Raw genomic sequence first — 23,797 nt, 5'->3', positions numbered from 1 at the left:
CTTAGTTTCTGTTTCGGTTTACTCTGATCACATCCGGCATAATACGAATCTTACGCATCACGTTCGCCAGATGAATACGATCACGCACTGTCAGGCGGATAAAGGCGCTGTAAACCCGGCCATCACGCTCTTCGGTGCTCAGGCTCTGGATGTTGGACTCCGCCGCATTAATCGCGGCTGTGAGGTTCGCCAGCGCACCCTGATGGTTGAACATATCCACTTTGATTTCAGTGATAAATTCCTGATCCAGCTCCTGGTCGTCCCACTCCACCGCCATGAATTTCTCTGGCTCTTTCTGGTAGCCGCGGATATTCCGGCAAGATTCATGGTGGATAACCAGCCCTTTGCCGGGGCTGACGTGGGCGATAATCGGGTCACCTGGGATCGGACGGCAGCATTTTGCAAAGGTAATCAGCACCCCATCCGCGCCCTTGATCGGCAGGTTACGCATCCCGCTTGGGCCGATAGTGGTGTGGTCACCCAGCAGATTGGTGGCAACCACCACACTCATGGCGTTACCCAGGCCAATTTCCGCCAGCAGGTCATCCATAGAGGCGAGCCGCATACGCTCCAGTTCACGCTGGATATGCTCTTCCGGAATATCTGACAGCTTGCGGCCATTGCCCAGGGCGTGGTTCAGCAGGCGGCGGCCCAGCGAGACGGAATCATCACGCTTGAGGTTTTTCAGCATCTGGCGGATTTTGGCGCGTGCTTTAGAGCTCACGACAAAGTTCAGCCACGCGGCATTCGGGCGGGCGCCCGGCGCGGTGATGATCTCGACCGTCTGGCCGCTGCTCAGTGACTGCGACAACGGGTAAGGCTGGCGGTCAACGCGCGCGCCCACACAGGCGTGGCCGATGTCGGTATGCACCGCATAGGCGAAGTCCACCGGCGTCGCTCCGGCCGGCAATTCCACAATGCGGCCTTCCGGCGTGAACACGTAAATCTCATCCGGGAACAGATCAGATTTCACGCTTTCAATAAATTCAAACGAGCTGCCGGCACTCTGTTGCAGTTCCAGCAGGCTTTGCATCCAGCGCTGCGCACGGATTTGCGCCGTGGTGCCGGATTCGCCCTGCTCCTTATAGGCCCAGTGCGCGGCCACCCCCATTTCTGCCATCTGGTCCATATCCTCGGTGCGGATCTGCACTTCAACCGGCACGCCGTGCGGGCCGATCAAGGAGGTATGCAGGGATTGGTAGCCGTTGGCTTTGGGAATGGCGATATAATCTTTGACTCTGCCGGGGCGCGGCTTATACAGGCTGTGGGCCTGGCCAAGAACGCGGTAGCAGGTATCGACTTCTTTCACGATGACGCGGAATGCGTAGATGTCCATGATGGAGTGAAAACGCTGCTCTTTCAGGTGCATTTTGCAGTAGATCGAGTACAGGTGCTTTTCACGCCCACTCACGCGGCATTCAATGCCGGCTTCCGTCAGCCGCCCTTCGATTTCAGATAAAATCTTCTGAATCATTTCCTTACGGTTGCCGCGCGCCGCTTTCACGACTTCTTTAATCACACGGTAACGGTTCGGATACAGGGCTTCAAAACCCAGCTCTTCCAGCTCGGTTTTTAAATGGTGAATACCCAGCCGGTGGGCCAGCGGGCTGTAAATCTCTAAGGTTTCGCGCGCAATACGGCGGCGCTTGTCCGGCCGCAGCGAACCGAGGGTACGCATGTTGTGCGTCCGGTCGGCCAGCTTAATCAGGACGACGCGGATATCCTGCACCATCGCCATGATCATCTTGCGGAAGTTTTCCGCCTGCGCTTCTTTCTTGTCGCGGAATTTAAGCTTATCCAGCTTAGAGACGCCCTCAACCAGTTCAGCCACGCTTTTGCCGAACAACTGCTCCATATCCTGATATGTCGCAGGGGTATCTTCGATGACGTCATGCAGCAGGGCCGCCATCAGCGTTTCGTGGTCAAGGCGCATTTCCGCCAGAATGCAGGCAACCGCCACAGGGTGAGTAATATACGGCTCACCGCTGGAGCGGGTCTGACCTTCGTGCGCGTCACGCGCAACGAGGTATGCCTGTTTGAGGCGCTTGATCTGCTCCTCGGGCAGGTATTTTTGAATCAGCAGATTCAGGCTTTCAAACAGGTACAAGGTATTTTCACAACTCCGATTAACGACGGCCTTCAGCGATCGCGGTTACAGCCTGAATTTCAGCGGCTTCCTGCTCTTGCTGTTCCTGACGATCGCGGACATCAAGAATCTGGCTGTTGATCAGGCCTTCTTCGATTTCACGCAGGGCGATAACGGTATATTTGTCGTTCTCTTCCGGAACCAGCGGATCTTTACCGCCTACCTGAATCTGGCGCGCCCGACGAGCAGCGACCAACACCAGGTCAAAACGGTTACCAATTTTCTCTACAGCGTCTTGAACAGTTACGCGTGCCATATAAGTGCTACTCCACAGGTGACGAAATGACTGGGCATAATACTGAAAGTGACTTCAGTCTGCCAATAATTTGGTGATTAAACCGTCATACTTGAGCTTTTGGCGGCCCAGACGCAGACGTTCAGCGCGAATAATGGTTTTTAAATCCAGCAGGGCCAGATCAAAATCATCATTGACGATCAGGTAATCATACTCGGCAAAGTGAGTCATCTCCGCGACGGCTTGCGCCATACGTTTGGCGATAACCTCTTCGCTGTCCTGGTTGCGGCCGCGCAGGCGACGCCCCAGTTCCTCTTTCGACGGCGGCAAAATAAAGATGCTGCGCGCGTCCGGCATTTTTTCCCGGATTTGCTTAGCGCCCTGCCAGTCGATATCCAGAAACACATCAACACCCGTTTTCAGGACTTGCTCAATAGCGGCGCGTGACGTGCCGTAATAGTTGCCGAATACCTGTGCATGTTCAAGAAAGTCATCTTTCTCAATCATGTCGCAAAATTCCGCCTCAGACACAAAAAAGTAGTGCTCACCATGCTGTTCGCCCGGACGCATCGCGCGGGTGGTATGGGAGATGGAAACCTGAGTGTCGTAGAGCGGTTGTGTTTTCAGCAAAGCCTGAATCAGGCTGGATTTCCCTGCGCCGCTGGGGGCAGAGACAATATATAACGTGCCTTGAGCCATAGGTGATGTTTCAGCTGTAACGGTTGATATGTTGATGCGGAAGAGAATGTCTCCGCACAGTATACACGGCTACCCGTCCGGATGCAGCGTTCACGTTTATTTCACCCGAAACTCCCGGCCTGCGCCATCCCTTCTGCCGGAGAGTCGAGACGCCCCGCAAACAAAATCTCCCTGTTGCATTCCGGTATTTATTGTTTCGGCACCGCTTCCAGACCGGTATTTTGCTGCTCGAATCTGACTTGCCAATGCGGTTAACTCGGCGGCAAAAGGAGGGCGCTATGCGTTTATTATTCATGCTGGCAGGAATGGTGCTGTTATATAGCACGGCCCCGGCGAAAGCTTCCATCCATTGCCCGGCCTGGGATGCCGCGCGGCTGACCCAGGAAATTGCCGCGTTGAGCCACCGGCTGGAAGCGTGTGACACCGCGTACTACCAACAGGGCGTCAGCCTGATCGAGGATACGCTTTACGATCAGCTGCGCCTGACGCTGGGCGAATGGCAACACTGTGCAGGGCATCAGGCAGAGGCCCCGGTACTGGCGGCGGGAAAAGTGCCGCATCCGGTGGCCCATACCGGCCTGAAAAAAGCAGTGGATGACCGCGCCGTGAAAAACTGGTTGGCAGGGAAGCCGGACATCTGGATACAGCCCAAAGTGGATGGTGTGGCGGTAACCCTGACTTACCGCCACGGCAAGCTGGTGTCTGCCGTCAGCCGCGGTGATGGCCTTCGCGGGCAGTCATGGACGGCGCATGTCCGCCGGATGGGCAGCGTGCCGCTGACCTTGCCGCCCGGCAGCCGCTGGCAGGATATTACCCTCCAGGGGGAAATTTTTCTGCGGATGACCGGTCATCAACAGGCGGTACAGGGCGGCCTCAATGCGCGCAATAAAGCGGCCGGGCTGCTGATGCGCCGCCAGGCCACACCTGAACTGCAGCAACTCGGTTTCTTTGTGTGGGAGTGGCCGGATGGCCCGGAAGAGATGCCCGCCCGCCTGCAGGCCTTAACCGGGCTGGGCTTTCCCCTGACTGCGCACTATACCCTGCCGTTGTCTACCTTCGCACAAGTGGCCGCGCAACGGACACAATGGTTCCATGCGCCATTGCCTTTCGTGACGGATGGCGTAGTGATCCGTGAGGGGAAAAGCCCGGCCGGGCGCTACTGGCATAACCAGCCTGCGGCCTGGGCCATCGCCTGGAAATACCCGCCCGCGCGCCAGACGGCGGAGGTACGCGCCATTGAATTCACCGTCGGCAGAACCGGAAAAGTCGCTGCTATCCTTCACCTTCACCCGGTTCAGCTGGATGACAAACAGGTGCAGCGCGTCAATATCGGCTCTCCGGCCCGCCTGAAACGCTGGGATCTGACGGTAGGGGATCACGTCATTATCGGGCTGGCAGGGCAAGGTATTCCCCGGCTGGAAGGCGTCGCCTGGCGGGTGAAAACGCGTCAGCCGGTGGTGTATCCGGATGTACAGCAGTTTACCCCTTTCACCTGTTTTACCCTGACGCCGGTATGCCGGGAGCAATTTCTGGCGCGGCTTGTCTGGCTCAGTGGCCCGCATGGGCTGGAGCTGGCCGGGCTGGGGCCGGAGAGCTGGGGCACACTGATCGACAGCGGAAAGCTGGACTCGCTGGTGGGCTGGCTGCGGCTGAACAGTGCCGATCTGGCCGCAGATACCGGGCTGAGCCTGAAGCAGGCCGAAAAACTCTATGCCAGCCTCCAGCTGGCGCGGCAAAAAAAACTCAGGCAGTGGCTGAGCGCACTGGGCCTGCCGCCGTATGCCCTGGGCACTCTGTCCGGCAGCGGCTGGCAGGCGATCAGCCGTCGCACAGAACATGACTGGCGCGCCCATGCCGGCATCGGCAAAAAGCGGGCCGCGCACCTGTGGGCATTCCTGCACCACCCGGCGTTCACGGCCATGATTTCCGCATTGCAACAGCAGGGCATCGCCGCGTTTCTGCCGGACACCCCGCCGGCTAATGCGGGATAACATCAGTAAGGGCTGGCGACCGGGCGAACCACCAATTCACTCACGTCTACCTCATCCGGCTGCTCGATGGCGTAAGCCACGGCGCGGGCAATGGCATCTGGTTTGATGGCAATGCGCCGGAACGTGTCCATTGCCTGGCGGGCAGTCTCATCCGTGATGGTGTTTGCCAGCTCGGACTCCACCACACCGGGGTAGATCACGGTGACGCGCAGCGTATCTGACTCCTGACGCAGCCCGTCTGAAATCGCGCGCACGGCATATTTCGTGGCGCAGTACACGGCCGCGGTGGGGGAGACGCTCAGCCCGCCAATTGAGGAAATATTAATGACGTGGCCACATTGCTGGGCCTCCATCACCGGTTGTGCTGCGGCAATACCATGCAGCACGCCACGGATATTAACGTCGATCATCTGGTTCCACTCTTCTACCTTACGGGACGATAAAGGCGAAAGCGGCATGACACCGGCATTATTGATGATGACATCCAGGCGGCCAAATTTGCGCATCGCCAGCTCAACAAACGCTTCCATGTCTTCGAGGCGGGTCACGTCCAGTGCCTGGCTCCAGGCTTCACCGCCTGCGGAACGAATCTCGTCTACTAGCGTAGCCAGCCTGTCCACCCGGCGTGCACCGACGATGACCCGTGCGCCTTTTTCCGCCAGTAAACGTGCTGTGGCTTCGCCAATGCCGCTGCTTGCGCCGGTGATGGCAATCACTTTGTTCTTGATACCGGTCATAGGTTTCCCCTTTCAGAATGAAAAAACAGGTACGGGATGTGCGTCAACACAGGGGGAATAATAGGCCTGGCGGCCTGGTTGAAAAATACCCAGACCTCTTTGTGTCTTGCCTATTCCTCTTGGGAAGGCGGCGGGCAGGCGCATGGCTGCTATGCTTTTTTCCACAGAGGACTATTTCAACGGAGGGTAATCAATGGGTAACCACGCACGTGTGGCAGTAATTACAGGCGGAACCGCAGGGGTTGGCCGGGCTACCGCTCTCCATTTCGCTCAGGAAGGGTTTGATGTTGCCATACTTGCCAGAGGAGAAGAGGGATTAAGCAGTACGGTTGAGGAACTGGAAGCTTGTGGCGGCCGGGTACTGGGGCTGGCAGTGGATGTCTCTGATGCAGCGCAGGTTGAGCGGGCGGCGGATCAGGTGGAAAACAGACTTGGCCCTGTTGATGTCTGGGTCAATGTGGCGATGAATACCGTCATTGCCCCGGTCAGTGAAATGACGGCTGACGAATATAAGCGCGTCACCGATGTCACCTACCTTGGGGCGGTAAACGGCACGCTCGCTGCCCTGAAACGTATGCAGCCACGCAATCGCGGCACCATTGTGCAGACCGGTTCCGCGCTGGCCTACCGCTCGATTCCGCTGCAATCAGCGTATTGTGCCGCCAAAGCCGCCCTGCGAGGGTTTACGGACTCGCTGCGCAGTGAGCTTATCCATGATAAAAGCCGGGTACGCCTGACGATGGTGCATCTGCCGGGCATCAATACGCCGCAATTTGAATGGGCGCGCAATAAACTCAGCCACCGCGTGCAGCCGGTCGCGCCGATTTACCAGCCGGAGGTGGCCGCCAGGGCCATTTTTGATGCCGCCAGACGCGCCCCGCGTGAAATCTGGCTGGGCAAAGCAACGCTGCAATCGATTCTCGGCAACATGTTATTCCCCGGTATGCTGGATAAATTGCTGGCAAAACAAGCTTACAGCGGGCAGATGACTGACGAGCCGGAATCGCCGTCGCGCCCGGATTACCTGTATGAACCGGTGGAAAATCTGCACCGCACCCACGGCCGGTTCAGTGAGAACGCCAAAAACAAAGCGATCTCTGTGGATTCCCATATGGTCGGCGTCACCGTTCTGGCGCTGGCCGGGCTGGGCATTGCCGCACTGACGCGGGGCCGCAAACGCCACCGCTGATCCACCCGGCAGCAAAAAGCCCGCACAGGGCGGGCTTTCAGACAGGCCGGTTCAGGGCCGGCGCATGCGCGGCAGTTACTCGATATTCTGAATCTGTTCGCGCATCTGTTCGATCAGCACTTTCAGCTCGATGGCGGAGGTAGTGACATCGGCATTGATCGATTTTGACGCCAGGGTGTTCGACTCGCGGTTGAACTCCTGCATCATGAAGTCCAGGCGGCGGCCCACGGCCTCTTCTTTCTTCAGGATTTTGTGCGTCTCTTTCACATGTGCATCGAGGCGGTCCAGCTCTTCCGCCACATCCACACGTTGGGCCATCAGCACCAGCTCCTGTTCCAGCCGGTTATTCTCCAGCTGCACTTCGGCTTCTTCCAGTTTGCTGACCAGCCGTTCACGCTGCCATTGCAGGATGTTCGGCATCTGGGCGCGCACTTTTGTCACCTCAGCACTCACCCCTGCAAGCCGCTGTTCAATCAGGCTTTTCAGGGCAGCGCCTTCGCTTTCACGGGCGGCGATGAAATCATCCAGCGCACCGTCAAGGGCGCTGAGCAGTTCTGCGCTGATGGCGTCCAGATCCTGTTCCTCTGCCGACATCACCCCCGACCAGCGCAGGATATCGACCGGGTTAATTTCCCCCTCGTCGCTCTGCATTTTGACCCAGTTGGCGGCTTCCACCAGCTGTTTGGCCAGTTTTTCATTCAGGACCAGGCTGCTCTGAGCACCTGGGTCCAGCTCGAAACGCAGGTTACATTCGATCTTGCCGCGGGTCAGGCGCGCGCGGATGCGCTCACGGACAACCGGCTCCAGGCCGCGGAACTGTTCCGGCAGGCGGATGTAGGTTTCCAGATAACGCTGGTTAACGGAACGGAGTTCCCAGGCTGCGCTGCCCCAGTTGCCCTTGATTTCACGCCGGGCGTAGGCGGTCATGCTGCGGATCATAGATGCGTCCCCATAATGTAAAGATGGGGGGATTATAGCCGCGGCCTACCAGTCATGATAGGCATTACCTCACGAAGCCCGTATAATGCGCAGCCAACTAAGATTTGCAAGCCGGAGATCAATCCATGCGTCCAGCAGGCCGTAATGCACACCAGATGCGCCCCCTCACGTTCACCCGCAACTACACCAAACATGCTGAAGGTTCAGTGCTGGTGGAATTTGGTGAGACCAAAGTCCTGTGCACTGCCACGGTAGAAGAGGGCGTACCGCGCTTCCTGAAAGGGCAAGGCCAGGGATGGATCACCGCGGAATATGGCATGCTGCCCCGTTCCACCCATACCCGTAACCCGCGTGAAGCGGCCAAAGGCAAGCAGGGCGGCCGTACCCTGGAGATCCAGCGCCTGATTGCGCGTTCATTGCGTGCAGCGGTTGACCTGAAAAAACTGGGCGAATTCACCATCACCCTCGACTGTGATGTGTTGCAGGCGGACGGCGGCACGCGTACGGCGTCCATCAGCGGTGCCTGTGTGGCGCTGGCCGATGCGCTGAATGCGCTGGTGGCAGCCCGCAAGCTGAAAGCCAACCCGATGAAAGGGCTGGTGGCAGCGGTGTCTGTAGGGATCGTCAACGGTGAAGCGCTGTGCGATCTGGAGTATGTGGAAGACTCAGCCGCAGAAACTGACATGAACGTGGTGATGACCGAAGATGGCCGCATGATTGAAGTGCAGGGCACCGCTGAAGGCGAGCCGTTCAGCCACGAGGAGCTGCTCTCCCTGTTGGCGCTGGCGCGCGAGGGAATCGACACCATTTTCGCGGCGCAGAAAGCGGCGCTTGAGCAATAAGATTTTTTAAGGCGACGCTAAGTCGCCTTTTTTATGTCCCGTTTGCGGGATATGTGCGATCAGTCATAAACGAGGAGAGAAACCATGAAAGCCTATCAGCGTACATTTATTGAGTTCGCGCTTAATAAACAGGTATTGAAGTTCGGCGAATTTACGTTGAAATCGGGCCGTACCAGCCCCTACTTCTTTAATGCCGGCCTGTTTAATACCGGGCGTGATTTGGCGCTGCTGGGGCGCTTCTATGCAGAAGCGCTGATGGACTCCGGAATTGATTTTGACCTGGTGTTCGGGCCGGCCTACAAAGGCATTCCGATTGCGACCACCACGGCGGTGGCGTTGGCTGAACATCATGAGCGCGACGTGCCTTATTGTTTCAACCGCAAAGAAGCCAAAGATCATGGCGAAGGCGGCACACTGGTAGGCAGCCCGCTTCAGGGGCGCGTCATGCTGGTGGACGATGTGATTACCGCCGGGACAGCCATCCGTGAGTCGATGGAAATCATCAACGCGCAGGGCGCAACGCTGGCCGGGGTATTGATCTCACTGGATCGTCAGGAGCGCGGCCGTGGCGAGATCTCCGCGATTCAGGAAGTGGAACGCGACTATCACTGCAAAGTGATTTCCATCGTGACGCTGAACGATTTGATCGCTTACCTCGAAGAAAAACCGGAAATGGCTGACCACCTGGCGGCAGTGCGCGCTTATCGCCAGCAATACGGTGTATAACCCGTAAACCCGGCAGCCGGTTGCCATAAAAGAAAAGGGCCGCATGGCCCTTTTGTTGTTTATGGCAGTAAGCGGATTACTGCAACTGGCCGGCAATCAGCGGCCAGCGGTGATCGAAGTCCTGCGTGGGCCGGTAGCGGAAATCGGAACGGACATAGCGGGAAAGCATTCCTTCACAGAGCGCCAGCATCTGGCTGACCAGCAGCGCCTCGTCATTATTGAACGCCGTTCCCTCACGCAATTTACGTTCGCGTAATACCTGTCGCAATTGCGCTTCAATCCGTTCAAACAATTGATTGATGCGGGCCTGCAACCGGTCTTGTTCAAACATCAATGCATGGCCGGTCATAATTCGGGTCAGCCCTGGATTGCGCTCTGCAAAACCAAGAATTAATAACAGGATCAGGCGCAGCCGGGCCAACGTCTCTTTTTCATCCTGCAAAATCAGGTTGATGCGGCTGATCAGGCTGTCTTCAATAAACTCAATCAGGCTGTCAAACATCTTGGTTTTGCTGGGAAAATGCCGGTACAGCGCCGCTTCGGACACGCCCACCGTAGCGGCCAGCTTGGCGGTGGTGATGCGCTGGCTGCCGTCGCTGGATTCCAGCATCTGTGCCAGGGCCTGTAAAATCTCCTCGCGCCGGTTCCTTTTATTTTCTTTTTCTGCCATATCCAGAAGATCCTTGCTAATAACGGCGTTAATCAACGAAAACCCACAACCCATGCCGCATGAGTTCAGAAAACTCTGCGGCTTATAAAAAGAGATGTAATTAGTGGCAGGTATGTTCAGGTAAAGCGCTGTTCACGATCGCGGTCGGGCGCGACGCGGGACAGGGTTTATTGACGGCCGGAGTGGCCGAAACCACCTTCGCCCCGTTCGCTGCTGTCAAACGCGTCAACAAGGTTAAATTCTGCCTGAACCACCGGCACGAACACCATCTGTGCGATACGTTCGCCCGGCTCGACGGTGAACGCGGTCTGGCTGCGGTTCCACACCGACACCATCAGTTGCCCCTGATAGTCAGAATCAATCAGCCCCACCAGGTTGCCCAGCACCACGCCATGTTTATGGCCCAGCCCGGAACGCGGCAGGATCACCGCTGCCAGCGATGCATCGGCGATATGAATCGCCAGGCCGGTCGGCAGCAGGGCTGTCTGGCCTGGGGCCAGTTCAACGGCGGCATCCAGGCAGGCGCGCAGGTCAAGGCCGGCAGAGCCGGGGGTAGCGTAAGTCGGTAAGGGGAAATCCTGACCAATGCGCGGATCAAGAATCTTTACGTCGATTTTTTTCATCATAACGGCTGACAATCTCGTCTAGTAACTGTTGGCCAAGGAGGGTTTTATCAGCGTGCGGCAAACGCACATCCCCTTGCTGCCAAAAAAGGTGCAAAGCATTGGTATCGCTGTTGAAACCATGCCCGGCCAGTGAAATATCGTTAGCGCAAATCAGGTCGAGATGTTTGCGTATCAATTTTTGTCGCGCGTATTCTTCCACATTCTGGGTTTCGGCGGCAAATCCCACGACAAACGGGCGATGGGTCGCCATCGCCGCGACACCGGCCACAATGTCCGGATTTTTGACCATTTTCAACGTGATTTCATCGCCTTGCTTTTTGATTTTCTCCGGGGCGATCTGGGCGGCGCGGTAGTCCGCCACGGCGGCACAGCCGATAAAGATCTGCTGCCCGGCGGCCCGCTTCATCACTTCGTGTTCCATCTCCAGCGCGCTGGTGACGTCAATACGCGTCACACCGGCGGGCGTCGGCAGCGACACCGGCCCGGCGACCAGCGTGACCTGTGCGCCACGTGCGGCCGCCGCCTGGGCAATGGCGAACCCCATCTTGCCGGAGCTGTGGTTGCTGATGAAGCGCACCGGGTCCAGCGCTTCGCGCGTCGGGCCGGCGGTGAGCATAATCTTCAGGTGTTGCAGATCCTTTACGAGCGAAAAGTGTTGTACTGCACGCTCGACGATCTCCAGGGGATCCAGCATCCGGCCGGGGCCGACATCCCCACAGGCCTGGCTGCCGCTGTCCGGCCCCCACAGCAGGACGCCGCGCTGGGCCAGTGTCGCCAGGTTGGCCTGAGTCGCGGGTGCCCGGTACATCTGCTGGTTCATGGCCGGCACGGCGGCAACCGGGGCAGCGGTCGCCAGGCAGACGGTGGTCAGCAGATCGTTCGCCATACCGGCGGTAACACGCGCCAGCAGATCGGCGGTCGCCGGGGCCATGATCACCAGATCAGCCCATTTCCCCAGCTCAATGTGCCCCATCGCGGCCTCAGCGGCCGGGTCCAGCAGGTCATCTGACACCGGGTAGCCGGAGACGGCCTGCAGGCTTAACGGGGTAATAAAGGCCTTGGCGGCGCTGGTCAGCACCACGCGCACTTCTGCGCCGCGATCCCGCAACCGGCGCACCAGCTCCGGGGATTTATAGGCCGCGATACCGCCGCTGACGCCAAGCACAATATGTTTACCGGTAAGTCCCGCCATTATGGTTGTCCACTTTTCAGCCATTAATGCGCGCATTTTAGCATAACCCTCCGGCAGAACCGCTACTGCGTCCGGCTTGTGGGCGGGAAAGATCAAGACTGGAAAGCGTCTCGCAACGTCAGCCGCCGGGTGTCGCGTCCCGGTGGGCAATCGTTATGATATAAGGCCTTGAGCAGGGGTGAGGAAAAGGCGATGGCCTGGAATGAGGGCATGGCACCACGGGAAAAGCTGATGAAGTTCGGCGCGGGCCATTTAACGGATGAGGAGTTGCTGGTGATTTTTTTACGCACCGGTTACCCCGGTATGCACGTTACACAACTGGCCCGGCAGTTAATGGCGGAATTCGGTTCCCTCCATGCGTTGATGACGGCCGATTACGCGACGCTGGCCGCGTGCGACGGCATCGGTGAGGCGAAATATGCACAGATAAGCGCCGTCTCTGAACTGGCACGGCGCAGCGTTATCCGCCATCTGGCCTGCGGCGATGCCCTGCGTTCGCCGGAAGTGGTGACACGTTATATTCAGGGGATATTAGCGCGGCGGGAGAGGGAGATTTTCCTTGTGCTGTTTCTGGACAATCAACACCGGCTGATTCGCCATGAAGAGATGTTTGCTGGTACTATTGATTGCGTCGAGATCCATCCGCGGGAAATTGTCCGGGAAGCAATGAAGGCTAATGCAGCCGCATTAATTCTCGCGCATAATCACCCGTCGGGTAAGGCTGAACCCAGCCAGGCCGACAGAATAATAACCGAACAGGTGATAAAAGCCTGCCAGTTACTGGATATCCGCGTGCTGGACCACCTGGTGATTGGTAATGGTGAATCGGTCTCTTTCGCCGCGCGCGGCTGGATTTGAGCCCTTTTTTCGCGATCCTTCGGGATCTTTAGCTGTTCGGGACTTGAGCACATACGCTTCAGAGCGTATACTACGCCACCTTTGAGAATCTTGGGTTTGGCGTTAAGAGCCTATCTCAGCAGGTTTCTGACCTGATGACGGTTTTTACACCTGATGATGACGAGTCTTCTCAGTGAAATTTGCTGAGATGGGCTCTAAAGCCTGACGAGGCGGCCAAATCCTATACGAAGCTCGAGCTGATTTGATTTTTGGAGAATAGACATGTCCCGAGTCTGCCAAGTTACTGGCAAGCGCCCGGTGAGCGGTAACAACCGTTCCCACGCAATGAACGCGACCAAACGCCGTTTTCTGCCGAACCTGCACTCTCACCGTTTTTGGGTTGAGGGCGAGAAGCGCTTTGTAACTCTGCGTGTATCTGCTAAAGGTATGCGTGTTATTGATAAGAAGGGTATTGAAGCGGTCTTGGCCGATCTCCGTACCCGCGGTGAGAAGTATTAAGGAACTGAATCATGGCTAAAGGTGTTCGCGAGAAGATCAAGCTGGTTTCTTCTGCTGGTACTGGTCACTTCTATACCACCACGAAGAACAAGCGTACTAAGCCGGAAAAACTGGAACTGAAGAAATTCGATCCAGTTGTCCGTCAACACGTGATCTACAAAGAAGCTAAAATTAAATAATTTTAGTGGATTAATGAAAAACCCGGCTTCGGCCGGGTTTTTTGTTTTTATGAAGCCGCCACAGGCACCCTGCCTGGCCGGGCGGTGTGTTTACCAGTTCAGTAAACGGGAGCCTCCATGCCTGAATTACCTGAAGTTGAAACCAGCCGCCGCGGCATCGAGCCTTTTATGGTCGGCCATACCATCCAACACGCCATTGTCCGTAACAGCCGCCTGCGCTGGCCGGTCTCAACCGAGATTATGGCGTTAAGCGACCAGCCGGTGCTCAGTGTACAGCGCCGGGCCAAATACCTGCTGATTGAGCTGCCGCGTGGCTGGATTATCGTGCACCTGGGGATGTCCGGCAGCCTGCGGATACTGCGTGAGGAGCATGATGCGGGCAAACATGACCATGTCGATCTGGTGATGGACAACGGCTACGTGCTGCGTTACACCGACCCACGCCGTTTCGGTGCCTGGCTGTGGTGTGAAGACCTGACCACCAGCAATGTGCTGGCCCACCTGGGGCCGGAGCCGCTGGATGATGAGTTCTCGGCTGAGTACCTGCTTGAAAAGGCACGCAATAAGCGCACGCTGGTCAAACCCTGGCTGATGGACAACAAACTGGTGGTGGGTGTCGGGAATATCTATGCCAGCGAATCGTTGTTTATGGCCGGAATTGCGCCGGACCGGGCGGCCGGCTCCCTGTCGCAGAGTGAAGCGGCGTTACTGGTGACCACCATCAAAGCAGTGCTGCAACGCTCGATTGAGCAGGGCGGGACGACGCTGCGTGATTTTCTGCAATCAGACGGCAAACCGGGCTATTTCGCCCAGGAGTTGCAGGTCTATGGCCGGGCGGGTGAGCCTTGCCGGGTGTGCGGTTCACTGATTGAATCCGCACGGCATGGGCAGCGCAGTACCTTCTTCTGCCCGCGCTGCCAGCAGTAATCAGGCCAGTTTTTGTTTCAGCGCCTGCGCGACAGGGGCCGGTAAAAACGGGTCGATTTCGCCGCCGTGGCGCGCCACTTCTTTCACCAGTGTGGAGGAGAGGAAGCCCCACTGCTCAGACGGCATCAGGAACACGGTTTCCAGCGTCGGCAACAGGTGGCGGTTCATGGCGGCGAGCTGCTTCTCATATTCGAAGTCAGTCACCGCCCGCAAACCGCGGATCAGGATGTTGGCTTGCTGCTGTTCGGCAAAGTGCGCCATCAGGCTGCTGAACCCGATGACCTCGACATTCGGCAGGTGTGCCAGCGCCTGCCGGGCCAGCGCGACCCGCTCCTCCAGGGAGAACAGCGGTTTTTTGGCCGGATTGGCGGCAACGGCCAGCACCACCCGATCAAACATCACTGACGCGCGGGTCATCAGCTCAAGGTGCCCATTGGTCAACGGATCAAACGTACCGGGGTAGATGGCTTTATTGCTCATGATGGCTCGCTTGTTGGCTGGGTATGGCGCAGCGCCCACAGGGTTGCGTATTTATTGAACGTGTATTGTGCATTGACCACCGCCAGCAGGAAACCCTGTTTTCCATCCAGAAAACCGGCGCGCAGCAGCCAGGTTTTGCAGAAGGCCCCGGCGGTATGGCTGAGGATGGAGAAGAAACTGCACCCTTTCCCTTGCTGATGGCGCTGTTGCGCCCAGTCCCGCGCATAACCCAGCTGTTTTTGCTGGAATGCCGGCAGGTCGCGGCAGGTCAGGTGCAGCAGATCCCCCGGCAAAGCGATGACGCGCGCGCCCTGTGTCTCCAGCGACTCATGCACCAGATTGTCGTTATAGCGGTATTTCCGCGCATCATATAAACGCACAACGCGATCCGGGTACCAGCCGCTGTGGCGCATAAAGCGCCCGAGGAACAGGTTGCGCCGCCCAAGGCTATAGACGGCACCCTCGTCCGGTGCCTGCAACACCTGTTCAATCGCCTGGCGCAGGGGGGCGCTGACCCGCTCATCCGCATCGATCATCAGAATATAGTCGCCGGTGGCATACTGCTGCGCCTGCTGGCGCTGCTTGCCGAAGCCGGGCCAGGCCTGGCTCTGGTAAACGGCGGCACCGGCCTGCCGGGCGACCTCTGCGGTGGCGTCCCGGCTGCCAGAGTCAAGCAGGATGATTTCATCCGCCCACGCCACAGAGCGCAGGCAGTCCGGCAGCAAGTCCGCTTCGTTTTTGGCAATCAGTACCACGGAAAGGCGTTTACGGGCGCTCATCAATGGCTCCGGGGCGGCAGGTAAGGCTCCAGCAGATGCAGCAGACGCTGAAGCGCCCCCTGGTTCTGGTGGAGCACCTCAACGGCATGGCGGCCATAATAGAGGCGGTAATCTTCATCGGTCAGCAGGGTGGTAATCTCTTTCACCAGCGTTCCGGCATCGTTAACCGTGATCAGGCCATCGGCCTCGCTCAGCTTGGTGCAGATGTCTTTGAAATTGAAGGTGTGCGGCCCCATCAGCACCGGAATGGCATGGGCTGCCGCTTCCAGCGGGTTATGGCCGCCGCGCGGGACGAGGCTGCCGCCGACAAATGCCAGATCGGCAATGCCGTACAGCAACATCAGTTCGCCCATGGTATCGCCGATCACCACCTGGGTGCCGCTGTTCGGCAATTCACCGCTGCTGCGCAGGGTATAGCTCATCCCGGCTTTGGCGGTGAGATCTTTGGCCGTGGAGAAGCGTTCAGGGTGGCGCGGCACCAGGATCAGCAACAGCGTGGGGAATTGAGCGAGCAACTGGCGATGTGCCTGCAACAGCACGCTCTCTTCGCCGTCATGGGTGCTGGTGGCAATCCATACCGGGCGGTGCGGCGCCCACTGGCGGCGCAGGGATACCGCGCGTACCGCCAGCTCCGGCGTGACGGAAATATCAAACTTCAGGCTGCCGGTCACCGCCAGCTGGCTGCGTTTCAGCCCCAGCTCGATGAAGCGCTCGCCATCTTCCTGATTCTGCGCGGCAATCAGCGTAATGCGGCGCAGCAGGGTTTTCATAAACCCGCCGATTTTGTGGTAGCCGGCGGCGGAACGGGCGGAAAGGCGGGCGTTGGCAATCACCAGCGGGATCTCCCGCTGATGCAGCGCGCTGATCAGGTTAGGCCACAGCTCGGTTTCCATCACAATCACCAGCTTGGGGCTGACGCTGTTTAAGAAGCGGTTTACCGATCCCGGCAGATCATAGGGCAGGTAAACATGGTGCACATCCTTGCCGAACGCGGACTGCACCCGCTCGGAACCTGTCGGGGTCATTGTGGTCACAGTAATCGGCAACGAGGGGTAACGGTGGCGCAGGGCGCGAACCAACGGGATCGCCGCCAGCGTTTCACCGACGGACACCGAATGCAGCATGATGCCGCCGGGTATTACTTTTCCTTCGCAGAAGCCATAGCGCTCTGCCCAGCGTTTGCGGTAAGCCGGGGATTTGCGACTACGGACCAGTAAGCGAATCCAGATCAGAGGTTGGATGAGGTAGAGTAATACCTGATATAAACGCAGCAACATTCTATCAAATTCATTTATATGGGGTAGCGTGAATAGTATCATACCTGCCGCCGAAAGGCGCTATCTTGCGCAGCCCGGGCGGCTGTCCGGGGCAGGCGACACTTTTTGCCGTAAAGGATAAAATGAAAAATATACTGATTATCCGCCGGGATAATATTGGTGATCTGGTTTGTACTACACCGTTAATCGAAGGGGTAAAAACCGCCCATCCGCACGCCAATATCTATTTGCTGATTAATTCCGTCAGCAAAGATGTCGTAAAGAACAATCCCCATGTTGATCATCTTTTTATCTATAAAAAAGCCAAGCACCGCGATAAAAACCAGTCTGCGCTGAGCGTATATCTGGAACGCGCCGCGATTATCCTGAAATTACGCCGGGTGAAGTTTGACGCGGTAATTCTGGCCAACCCTTCACCCTGCAAATATAGCCTGCAACTGGCGCGCATGGTGGGGGCGAAAAATATTATCGGGGCCGATCTGGGGCGTAAAGAAATAGCGCGGCCTTTCGGCAAATCAGACTTTTCCGGCCATCACCAGGTTGAGCGTACCTTCAGTTATTTAAAGGCGATCACCGATACCCCGCTGCCGGTGCCGCCGGTGCGCGTCTACCCCACGGCGGAGGAGCTCACTGAGGCGGCCCGCCGCCGCGCTGCGCTGTTGCCGCCGGTGCAGAAAATTTATGGGGTGCACATCAGCAGCCGCAGCCCGAAACGCCGCTGGCCGGTTGAGCGTTATGCGGAGGTGATTGCGCGCATCGTGCAGCAGCCTGATGCCGGTGTGCTGATCTTCTGGTCGCCCCAGGGCACGCTGTCGCCCGATGACATCGGCGATCAGGCGCGCGCAGAGGCGCTGATGGCGCAATGCGGCTCCGACCGGGTCGCGCTCTACCCGACCGCCTCAGTGCGGGAAGTGATTGCCGGTTTCAGCCTGTGTAACCCGATTCTGTGCAGTGACGGCGGGCAGATGCATCTGGCCTCCGCACTCGGGAAAAACACCGTGGTGTTTTTCGGGGACACGGATAAAGCCGCGTGGCACCCGTGGTCAGGGGAGTACCATATTCTCCAGACGGCGTCCGGTGAATGTCAGGATGTCAGCGTGGATGAAGCATGGCAGGCGCTGGAAAACAGCGCCCGGTAAACACACCGGCAGGGGCGGCCTGCCGGTGATGATGGCGCAGGGCTGGCGCGTCAGTTGCGGTAAAGCGCCAGATAACGGCGGCAAATCGCCTGGATGCTGTATTTTTGCAGCGCCGCTTCCCGAATCGGCAGGGGCTGCGTAAACCCTTCACGGATTTTTTCCGCCAGCGATTCCGCGGTCAGCGCTGACAGGCCGCGGCCCATGCCGGTACTTTCCAGAATCTCATGCGGGCCGCCGGGGCAATCGGTGCTCACGACCGGCGTGCCGCAGATCAGCGCTTCTACCAGGACGTTACCGAATCCTTCATTGTCCGAGCTGAGCACCAGCAGCGAGGCGTGTTTAATCAGCGGGAACGGGTTCGCCTGGAAGCCCATAAAAATCACCCGGTCAGCGATGCCGAGCTGGTTCGCCAGGTTTTTGATGGCGGCCGTGCGGGCGTCGCTGCCGGTGCCTGCCAGCAACAGCGGGGCGGTGATGCCGGAAAGGGCATAAGCGTTCAGCAACCGGTCATGGCGCTTCTGCTCATGGAAACGCCCGACATGAATCAGGTACGGCTTACCGGCCCATTCACAGGGTTGTGCAGCGAGCTGCCGGATAGCGTCAATATCAAATGGGTTGTTGATCACTTCGCTGGCGTTCGGTTTCACGCCCAGCCCGGTAACCAAATCCTCGGCTACCGCCTGCGACACCGAAATCATGTTTTGATGCTGATAGACCTGCGCCATTTTCCGTTTTTTCAGCCAGCGATCCAGCCCGGTACGGTGGCCGAGATAGGTGCGGGAGAGCACGCCATGCACGCAGAACCAGAGGCGGTCGCTGCCCAGCACCCGGCTGCGGCGCACAATGCGGTCGGTTTTGTGCAGGTTGGAGATCGCCAGGTCAAAGCGGCCGTGCGCGTTTTCCAGCTGGCGGAGAACCTTGTCCAGCGCGGCGGCGCGGCGCGGCAATTCGGTCATTTTGCGCCACGGTGCGCGGCTGGTGTCCGCAATCACCTGATAGTGAATCCCGGCCGGGATCGGGTATGCGCAGACATCCTGCAAGGAGAGCAGCGTTATCTGGTGGCCCATCTTCTGCATCCCTTCGCACAGCGTCAGCACTACTTTTTCGGCACCGCCGCCGCCCAGGCCATCGATCATCATTACTATGCGCATATCAGTCCAGAAGCCTCGAATAGAGTGAAATCAGCTGCGCCGACAGGGCTGCAGGCGTGGCAGGCAGAATGCGTTGCCGGGCAGCGTCGCCCATCGCCGAGCCGGGCGCACAGGCCGGCAGGGCGCGGATCGCCTCCACCAGCGCTGCCACATCCAGCGCATCACAGACAAACCCATTTTCACCCTGGCGGATAAACTCCGCGCCGCCGCAGGTGTTGCTGGTGATCACCGGCAGGCCGCAGGCCATCGCCTCAAGGATGACGTTGGGGAACGGGTCATAAAGCGTTGGCAGCAGCAGGGCGTCCGCCGCCTGATAGAACGGCAACGTCTGTTTCTGTACGCCCATAAAGCGCAGGCGGTTCAGGCACCCCAGCGACTGCGCCAGCGCGCGGTAGCGTTTTTCGTCTTTGTCTTTACCGACCACAATCAGGTAGCTGTCGGTGGCGGCCAGCGCCTGAATGGCGGCGGCCAGCCCTTTGCGCTCAAAACCGGAGCCGACAAAGATCAAACAATGTGCAGTGGGCGGCAGGGAGAGTTGCTGACGCAACGCCTGGCGCGCCGCCTCCTCCGCCGGGACAAATTTCTCGCTGTCGATGGCGTTGTAAATCACCGAAATTTTCTCCGGTGCCACGCCGAAATCCGCCACAATCTCGCGCTTGATCATCTCGGCATTACAGATAACGGCTTTGAGTTCCGGCGCGGCATACATCGCCCGCTCGGCGCACATCACATAGCGGTGGTAGCGGTCAGAAAACAGCAGCTTACGCCGCCACACCGGCAGCAGCCGTGCACGCTGCAACAGCCAGCGGCGGTGCACGCCGTCCCCGGCGCGGTAGATATCACAGCCGGCAATGCGTTCATGGCTCTGCACCAGATCAAATTTCTCCCGCTGCCACAGGGCGCGGGCCGCTTCCGCAAAGCCGCGCTCACGGCTGATGCGGCCCCATTTCACCGGGTTGCACAGGTGAAGGTGCCAGTTGGGCCGGGTTTCGCCCTGCCATTCACGGGTGATCACGTTCAAATCCAGGTTCTGGTTATCCAGCGCATCCAGTGCGCGGGCGACAAAACGTTCTGCACCGCCATCCGGGCGGTATTTCTGGCGCACAATCGCCAAACGGAAAGGTGTCATAACAGGAGTTCCCGCGCGGCATTAATCACCGCGTCTGTCGGAATAAGGTTCAGGTAGCGCTGGTCAGTGCGGGTATCGATCGCATCCGGGTCCGGCAGGGTGCCGTAATCCCCGGCCCAGATAACCCGGCCGTTAACCTGCCAGGGCCGCCAGAAGGTCAGTTTTGAGGGGCCGAACAGCGCCAGGCACGGTGTCCCGAGCGCGGCAGCCATATGCATCGGCACCGAGTCCACGCCGATAAACAGCTGCGCCCCATCAATCAGCGCCGCCAGCTGGCGCAGCGTCAATTGCCCGGCCAGCGACACCAGCCCAGGCTGCGGGCAGAGCGCCTGGATCTGCGCAACCATCTTCAGTTCTTTGGCATCCGGCCCCGAGGTGAGCACAATGCGGTGGCCGTCAGCCAGCAGGGCGCGCAGCGTCTCAGCCATTTTCTCTTCGCTCCAGCATTTGAAGAACCAGCGCGACGTCGGCTGCACCACAATATAGGGGACGGCAACCTGTTGCGCGGCCAGCAGCGTTGTCACGGCTGCCCGGTCATCCGCGGTGTAACTCATGGTGACGTGCTGATCCAAAGGCGTCAGCCCCAGCGGCGCGAGGATCGAGAGATTCTGCTCCACCGTGTGCATGCGGTTATGGCCGTCGGTCGGCGCAAGCTGCGTATGGCAGGCGCGCCACAGCGGGTGGCGGCGTTTCGGGAAATCAAAGCCGATGCGGACCGGTGCGCCGCTCAGGCGGGTGATCACGGCGCTGCGCCACTGATCCGCCAGGTTGACCACCAGATCATACCGGCGGGCGCGGATCGCGCGGATAAGCCCCGCCTCTTTTTGCAGATGCTTGCGGGTGCCCAGCTTCTTCCATTGCCGGTCGATGGCGAAAATCGTGGTCACCGCCGGGTGCGCGGCCAGCATGTCGCGCGTCTCCTGATACAGCAGCACATCAATCTCTGCCGCCGGGTAATGCTGATGCAGCGTATTGATGACCGGTGTGGTCAGTAACATATCGCCGTGGTGGCGCAGTTTGATGATCAGAATGCGCCGGGCGGGGGCGTTGGAGAAGTGGACTGCCGCGTTGTTCATAGTGATCGCTATTCAGGGGGCCAACGGGTGATTCTAAATGACCCCCCGCCATGTGGCTACACTTCAAGGCGTTATGCCGCGTCACAAAACGGGCGCGGTCACCTTTTCGGCGGCCGTGACGGCACATAATGCCATTTGCTCTGCGCCGCCCGCCTGCGTAACATGTTTCACTCCGCATTAACCGGGCTTAACTTTTATGTCAACACCTGCATTCCTCATCACCATCGATACCGAAGGCGATAATCTGTGGCAGAACCACGATCGGATCACCACCGAGAACACCCACTATTTGCCGCGTTTTCAGGCCCTGTGTGAGAAGTACGGCTTCAAGCCGGTCTACCTCACCAACTATGAGATGGCGATGGATGCAGAGTATGTGGCCTTTGCGCGTGACGTGATTGCCCGCGGCCAGGGTGAAGTGGGGATGCACCTCCACGCCTGGAACAGCCCGCCGGTGATCGCCCTGACAGACGATGACTGGCGCCATAAGCCCTACCTGATTGAGTACCCGGCTGACCAGATCCGCGCCAAAGTCGACCACATGACCAAACTGCTGGAAGACGCCTTCCAGACCAAAATGCGCAGCCACCGCGCCGGGCGCTGGGCGTTCAATGAGTATTATGCCTCGCTGCTGCTGGAGTATGGCTACCAGGTGGACTGTTCGGTCACGCCGCGTGTGAACTGGCGCTTCTCCCCCGGTGACCCGGCCGGGCAGGGCGGCAGCGATTACCGCCATTTCCCGGACGCTGCCTATTTTATCGATCCGCACAATATCGCCCGCGCCGGTAATTCGACGCTGCTGGAAGTGCCGATGAGCATCCAGTACAAACACTCCGGCCTGATGAACAGCATCAAGCAGGGCTATGACGTCCTGCGCGGCAAACAGCGTTCGCCGTCCGTGCATTGGTTGCGCCCTTCCGGCGGCAATCTGGCCACCATGAAATCGGTGGTGGAGCGCACGCTGGCGGCGGGCAGTGACTACGTGGAATTTATGCTGCACTCCTCCGAATTCATGCCGGGCGGCAGCCCGACCTTCAAAAACCAGGAAGAGATTGAAGGGTTGTACCGCGATCTGGACGCGCTGTTCAGCTGGCTGAGTGAGCGCACGCGCGGCATGACGCTGGCCGAGTATTACGACGTGACCCTGGCGAAACGGGCGTCCGGCAGCAAGGCGGCGGCGAACTGATCATGGCCAAGAAATGGAAAACCGCGCTGACTAACGCGTTCTTACGCGGTTATGTGGCGCTGACGCGCCGGTTGCAGGACCCGCGCACGCTGGATGCACAGCAGGAGTTCCGCAGCATTGTCATCTATTCCACCACAGCGCTGGGCGATCTGATGTTCAACACCCCCGCGATCCGGGCGGTGAAGCAGCGCTACCCGAAGGCGTTTATTACGCTGGTTTCCAGTGAGAAAAACCGCGGGCTGGTGGCGGAGAGCGACTATTTCGACGACGTGGTCTACTGGGATGAAAAAGTCAGGGATCTGTTCAGTGTGGTGGGGCAGTTGCGCCGCCGCCAGCCGGAACTGGCGATTATCCTGCACGCCAAACCCCCCTACGATGTGCTGAGCGCGGTGCTGGCCGGGTGCCGTTATATCCTGAAGGATATTTACGGCGGCAAGCCGTGCGGGCTGGAGCGGTGGCTGGCGAACCCATTTGTGCGCTACAACGGCCACCTGATCCAGCGTAAGCTTGACCTGGTGGCGCGGCTGGGGTGCGATGCCGGTAATACTGACATGGCGATCCCGGTGCCGTTCCCGCTGCTGGAGAAAGCGCCGGGCAAAATCCAGATCGGTTTCCAGATGGGCGCATCCGGGCAGTTGCGTTGCTGGCCGGTGCCGCACTTTATCGCCCTGGCAAAACGGCTGCTGGCGCTGGGGCCGGCGTATCAGATTGTGTTGATCGGGACCCGCAAAGAGGCGGCGCTGGAGCGTGAGTTTCTGGCGGGCATGACGGCGCAGGAGTTGCAGCAGGTGGTCAGCCACATCGACAAAACCGGGCTGAAGGCGCTGCTCGGCATCATGAATAATATGGATGTGATGGTGACCGGCGACACCGGGCCGCTGCATCTGGCGATTGCGCTGAAAACGCCGACGGTCAGCCTGTTTGTCACCGCAAACCCGGCCCACACCGGCCCCTACCAGGACCCGGCGCTGCACCGGGTGATCCAGGTGCCGCTGACCACCAAAAACCTGACGCCGGAACAGTTACGCCAGCCGCTCTGCATCATCAGCGCGGACGAGGTGTTTGAACGGGTCGTTGAGTTGTTGCCGAAGAGATAAGGATTACCGGGGCGCTGGCGCGCCCCGGT

The 23,797-nt window shown here is 58.8% G+C and carries 25 protein-coding genes; 11 read left to right on the top strand and 14 right to left on the bottom strand.

All coding sequences use genetic code 11. The features are described from left to right. Nucleotide 1: 1 nt before the first annotated feature. From spoT to gmk, 3 genes are read right to left on the bottom strand one after another with little or no spacing between them, the layout of a single operon-like run. Nucleotides 2-2,107: a bifunctional GTP diphosphokinase/guanosine-3',5'-bis pyrophosphate 3'-pyrophosphohydrolase gene (gene spoT / locus JK232_RS20065; protein WP_072931493.1), complete on the bottom strand. Its 2,106-nt coding sequence runs from the start codon at nt 2,105-2,107 to the stop codon at nt 2-4. Between the two features lie 19 nt (nt 2,108-2,126). Next, nucleotides 2,127-2,402: a DNA-directed RNA polymerase subunit omega gene (gene rpoZ, locus JK232_RS20060; RefSeq protein WP_072931494.1), complete on the bottom strand. Its 276-nt coding sequence runs from the start codon at nt 2,400-2,402 to the stop codon at nt 2,127-2,129. A gap of 54 nt (nt 2,403-2,456) precedes the next feature. Beyond that, nucleotides 2,457-3,080, bottom strand: coding sequence for a guanylate kinase (gene gmk / locus JK232_RS20055; RefSeq protein WP_072931496.1), 624 nt, complete (start codon nt 3,078-3,080; stop codon nt 2,457-2,459). A 278-nt stretch (nt 3,081-3,358) separates the two neighbouring features. Between gmk and ligB the strand changes: the two genes are divergently transcribed. Continuing rightward, entirely contained in the window at nt 3,359-5,071 is a 1,713-nt protein-coding gene (ligB, locus tag JK232_RS20050; RefSeq protein WP_212589621.1) for an NAD-dependent DNA ligase LigB, read from the top strand. 2 nt (nt 5,072-5,073) lie between these two features. Here ligB and JK232_RS20045 read toward each other — a convergent pair whose 3' ends face one another. After that, nucleotides 5,074-5,808: an SDR family oxidoreductase gene (locus JK232_RS20045; RefSeq protein WP_072931498.1), complete on the bottom strand. Its 735-nt coding sequence runs from the start codon at nt 5,806-5,808 to the stop codon at nt 5,074-5,076. A gap of 193 nt (nt 5,809-6,001) precedes the next feature. Here JK232_RS20045 and JK232_RS20040 point away from each other — a divergent pair, with 193 nt between their 5' ends. Further along, complete coding sequence (locus JK232_RS20040) at nt 6,002-6,997, top strand: SDR family oxidoreductase (RefSeq protein WP_101829151.1); 996 nt, start codon at nt 6,002-6,004, stop codon at nt 6,995-6,997. A gap of 75 nt (nt 6,998-7,072) precedes the next feature. Here the strand turns inward: JK232_RS20040 and JK232_RS20035 are convergent, their stop codons facing one another. Continuing rightward, entirely contained in the window at nt 7,073-7,936 is an 864-nt protein-coding gene (locus JK232_RS20035; RefSeq protein WP_212589620.1) for a YicC/YloC family endoribonuclease, read from the bottom strand. Nucleotides 7,937-8,061: 125 nt separating this feature from the next. Between JK232_RS20035 and rph the strand changes: the two genes are divergently transcribed. Together rph and pyrE are read left to right on the top strand one after the other, a co-directional pair. Further along, nucleotides 8,062-8,778: a ribonuclease PH gene (gene rph, locus JK232_RS20030; RefSeq protein ID WP_072931502.1), complete on the top strand. Its 717-nt coding sequence runs from the start codon at nt 8,062-8,064 to the stop codon at nt 8,776-8,778. 84 nt (nt 8,779-8,862) lie between these two features. Beyond that, nucleotides 8,863-9,504, top strand: a complete 642-nt coding sequence (gene pyrE / locus JK232_RS20025; RefSeq protein WP_072931504.1) for an orotate phosphoribosyltransferase — start codon at nt 8,863-8,865, stop codon at nt 9,502-9,504. A gap of 76 nt (nt 9,505-9,580) precedes the next feature. On the opposite strand, the gene slmA is transcribed toward pyrE, so the two are convergent. The 3 genes from slmA to coaBC form a co-directional block, all read right to left on the bottom strand. Continuing rightward, a complete protein-coding gene (slmA, locus tag JK232_RS20020; RefSeq protein WP_072931506.1) occupies nt 9,581-10,174 on the bottom strand; it encodes a nucleoid occlusion factor SlmA in 594 nt (197 codons plus the stop codon). A 167-nt stretch (nt 10,175-10,341) separates the two neighbouring features. Further along, nucleotides 10,342-10,800, bottom strand: a complete 459-nt coding sequence (gene dut, locus JK232_RS20015; protein ID WP_072931508.1) for a dUTP diphosphatase — start codon at nt 10,798-10,800, stop codon at nt 10,342-10,344. Then, a complete protein-coding gene (coaBC, locus tag JK232_RS20010) occupies nt 10,769-11,992 on the bottom strand; it encodes a bifunctional phosphopantothenoylcysteine decarboxylase/phosphopantothenate--cysteine ligase CoaBC (RefSeq protein WP_072931510.1) in 1,224 nt (407 codons plus the stop codon). The genes dut and coaBC overlap by 32 nt, the downstream gene beginning before the upstream one ends. A gap of 192 nt (nt 11,993-12,184) precedes the next feature. Here coaBC and radC point away from each other — a divergent pair, with 192 nt between their 5' ends. The 4 genes from radC to mutM all read left to right on the top strand — a co-directional run bounded on the left by radC (nt 12,185) and on the right by mutM (nt 14,454). Beyond that, the gene (gene radC, locus JK232_RS20005; protein ID WP_072931512.1) at nt 12,185-12,850 is read left to right on the top strand and encodes a RadC family protein; all 666 of its coding nucleotides are present in this window, start codon (nt 12,185-12,187) and stop codon (nt 12,848-12,850) included. Nucleotides 12,851-13,111: 261 nt separating this feature from the next. Continuing rightward, on the top strand, nt 13,112-13,348 hold the full coding sequence (rpmB, locus tag JK232_RS20000; protein WP_072931514.1) for a 50S ribosomal protein L28: 237 nt from the start codon (nt 13,112-13,114) through the stop codon (nt 13,346-13,348). Between the two features lie 11 nt (nt 13,349-13,359). Next, nucleotides 13,360-13,527 carry a 50S ribosomal protein L33 gene (gene rpmG / locus JK232_RS19995; protein ID WP_004392084.1) on the top strand — a complete coding sequence of 56 codons (168 nt, stop codon included), beginning with the start codon at nt 13,360-13,362 and terminating at the stop codon, nt 13,525-13,527. 117 nt (nt 13,528-13,644) lie between these two features. Beyond that, nucleotides 13,645-14,454 carry a bifunctional DNA-formamidopyrimidine glycosylase/DNA-(apurinic or apyrimidinic site) lyase gene (mutM, locus tag JK232_RS19990; protein ID WP_212589619.1) on the top strand — a complete coding sequence of 270 codons (810 nt, stop codon included), beginning with the start codon at nt 13,645-13,647 and terminating at the stop codon, nt 14,452-14,454. On the opposite strand, the gene coaD is transcribed toward mutM, so the two are convergent. The 3 genes from coaD to waaA are packed head-to-tail and all read right to left on the bottom strand — an operon-like array spanning nt 14,455 to nt 16,990. Beyond that, nucleotides 14,455-14,934: a pantetheine-phosphate adenylyltransferase gene (coaD, locus tag JK232_RS19985; protein ID WP_101858271.1), complete on the bottom strand. Its 480-nt coding sequence runs from the start codon at nt 14,932-14,934 to the stop codon at nt 14,455-14,457. Further along, the gene (locus JK232_RS19980) at nt 14,931-15,713 is read right to left on the bottom strand and encodes a glycosyltransferase family 2 protein (RefSeq protein ID WP_072931521.1); all 783 of its coding nucleotides are present in this window, start codon (nt 15,711-15,713) and stop codon (nt 14,931-14,933) included. Before JK232_RS19980 ends, coaD begins: the two co-directional genes overlap by 4 nt. Then, nucleotides 15,713-16,990 carry a lipid IV(A) 3-deoxy-D-manno-octulosonic acid transferase gene (gene waaA / locus JK232_RS19975; RefSeq protein ID WP_072931523.1) on the bottom strand — a complete coding sequence of 426 codons (1,278 nt, stop codon included), beginning with the start codon at nt 16,988-16,990 and terminating at the stop codon, nt 15,713-15,715. Before waaA ends, JK232_RS19980 begins: the two co-directional genes overlap by 1 nt. A 122-nt stretch (nt 16,991-17,112) precedes the next feature. Here waaA and JK232_RS19970 point away from each other — a divergent pair, with 122 nt between their 5' ends. Continuing rightward, nucleotides 17,113-18,129 carry a glycosyltransferase family 9 protein gene (locus JK232_RS19970; RefSeq protein ID WP_072931646.1) on the top strand — a complete coding sequence of 339 codons (1,017 nt, stop codon included), beginning with the start codon at nt 17,113-17,115 and terminating at the stop codon, nt 18,127-18,129. A 50-nt stretch (nt 18,130-18,179) separates the two neighbouring features. On the opposite strand, the gene JK232_RS19965 is transcribed toward JK232_RS19970, so the two are convergent. From JK232_RS19965 to rfaQ, 3 genes are read right to left on the bottom strand one after another with little or no spacing between them, the layout of a single operon-like run. Continuing rightward, complete coding sequence (locus JK232_RS19965; RefSeq protein WP_101829157.1) at nt 18,180-19,280, bottom strand: glycosyltransferase; 1,101 nt, start codon at nt 19,278-19,280, stop codon at nt 18,180-18,182. Nucleotide 19,281: 1 nt separating this feature from the next. Further along, nucleotides 19,282-20,409, bottom strand: a complete 1,128-nt coding sequence (locus JK232_RS19960) for a glycosyltransferase family 4 protein (RefSeq protein ID WP_101855114.1) — start codon at nt 20,407-20,409, stop codon at nt 19,282-19,284. Then, entirely contained in the window at nt 20,406-21,485 is a 1,080-nt protein-coding gene (rfaQ, locus tag JK232_RS19955; RefSeq protein WP_212589618.1) for a putative lipopolysaccharide heptosyltransferase III, read from the bottom strand. Before rfaQ ends, JK232_RS19960 begins: the two co-directional genes overlap by 4 nt. Nucleotides 21,486-21,681: 196 nt before the next feature. On the opposite strand from rfaQ, the gene JK232_RS19950 reads away from it, so the two are divergent. Then, the gene (locus JK232_RS19950; protein ID WP_212589617.1) at nt 21,682-22,671 is read left to right on the top strand and encodes a polysaccharide deacetylase family protein; all 990 of its coding nucleotides are present in this window, start codon (nt 21,682-21,684) and stop codon (nt 22,669-22,671) included. Between the two features lie 2 nt (nt 22,672-22,673). Continuing rightward, entirely contained in the window at nt 22,674-23,768 is a 1,095-nt protein-coding gene (locus JK232_RS19945) for a glycosyltransferase family 9 protein (protein ID WP_101829042.1), read from the top strand. Nucleotides 23,769-23,797 lie beyond the last annotated feature (29 nt).

Origin of the sequence: Nissabacter archeti, from assembly GCF_018257325.1 — a bacterium.
Classification (GTDB): Bacteria; Pseudomonadota; Gammaproteobacteria; order Enterobacterales; family Enterobacteriaceae; genus Chimaeribacter; species Chimaeribacter arupi.
This window is presented reverse-complemented; position numbering and strand designations above follow the sequence as displayed.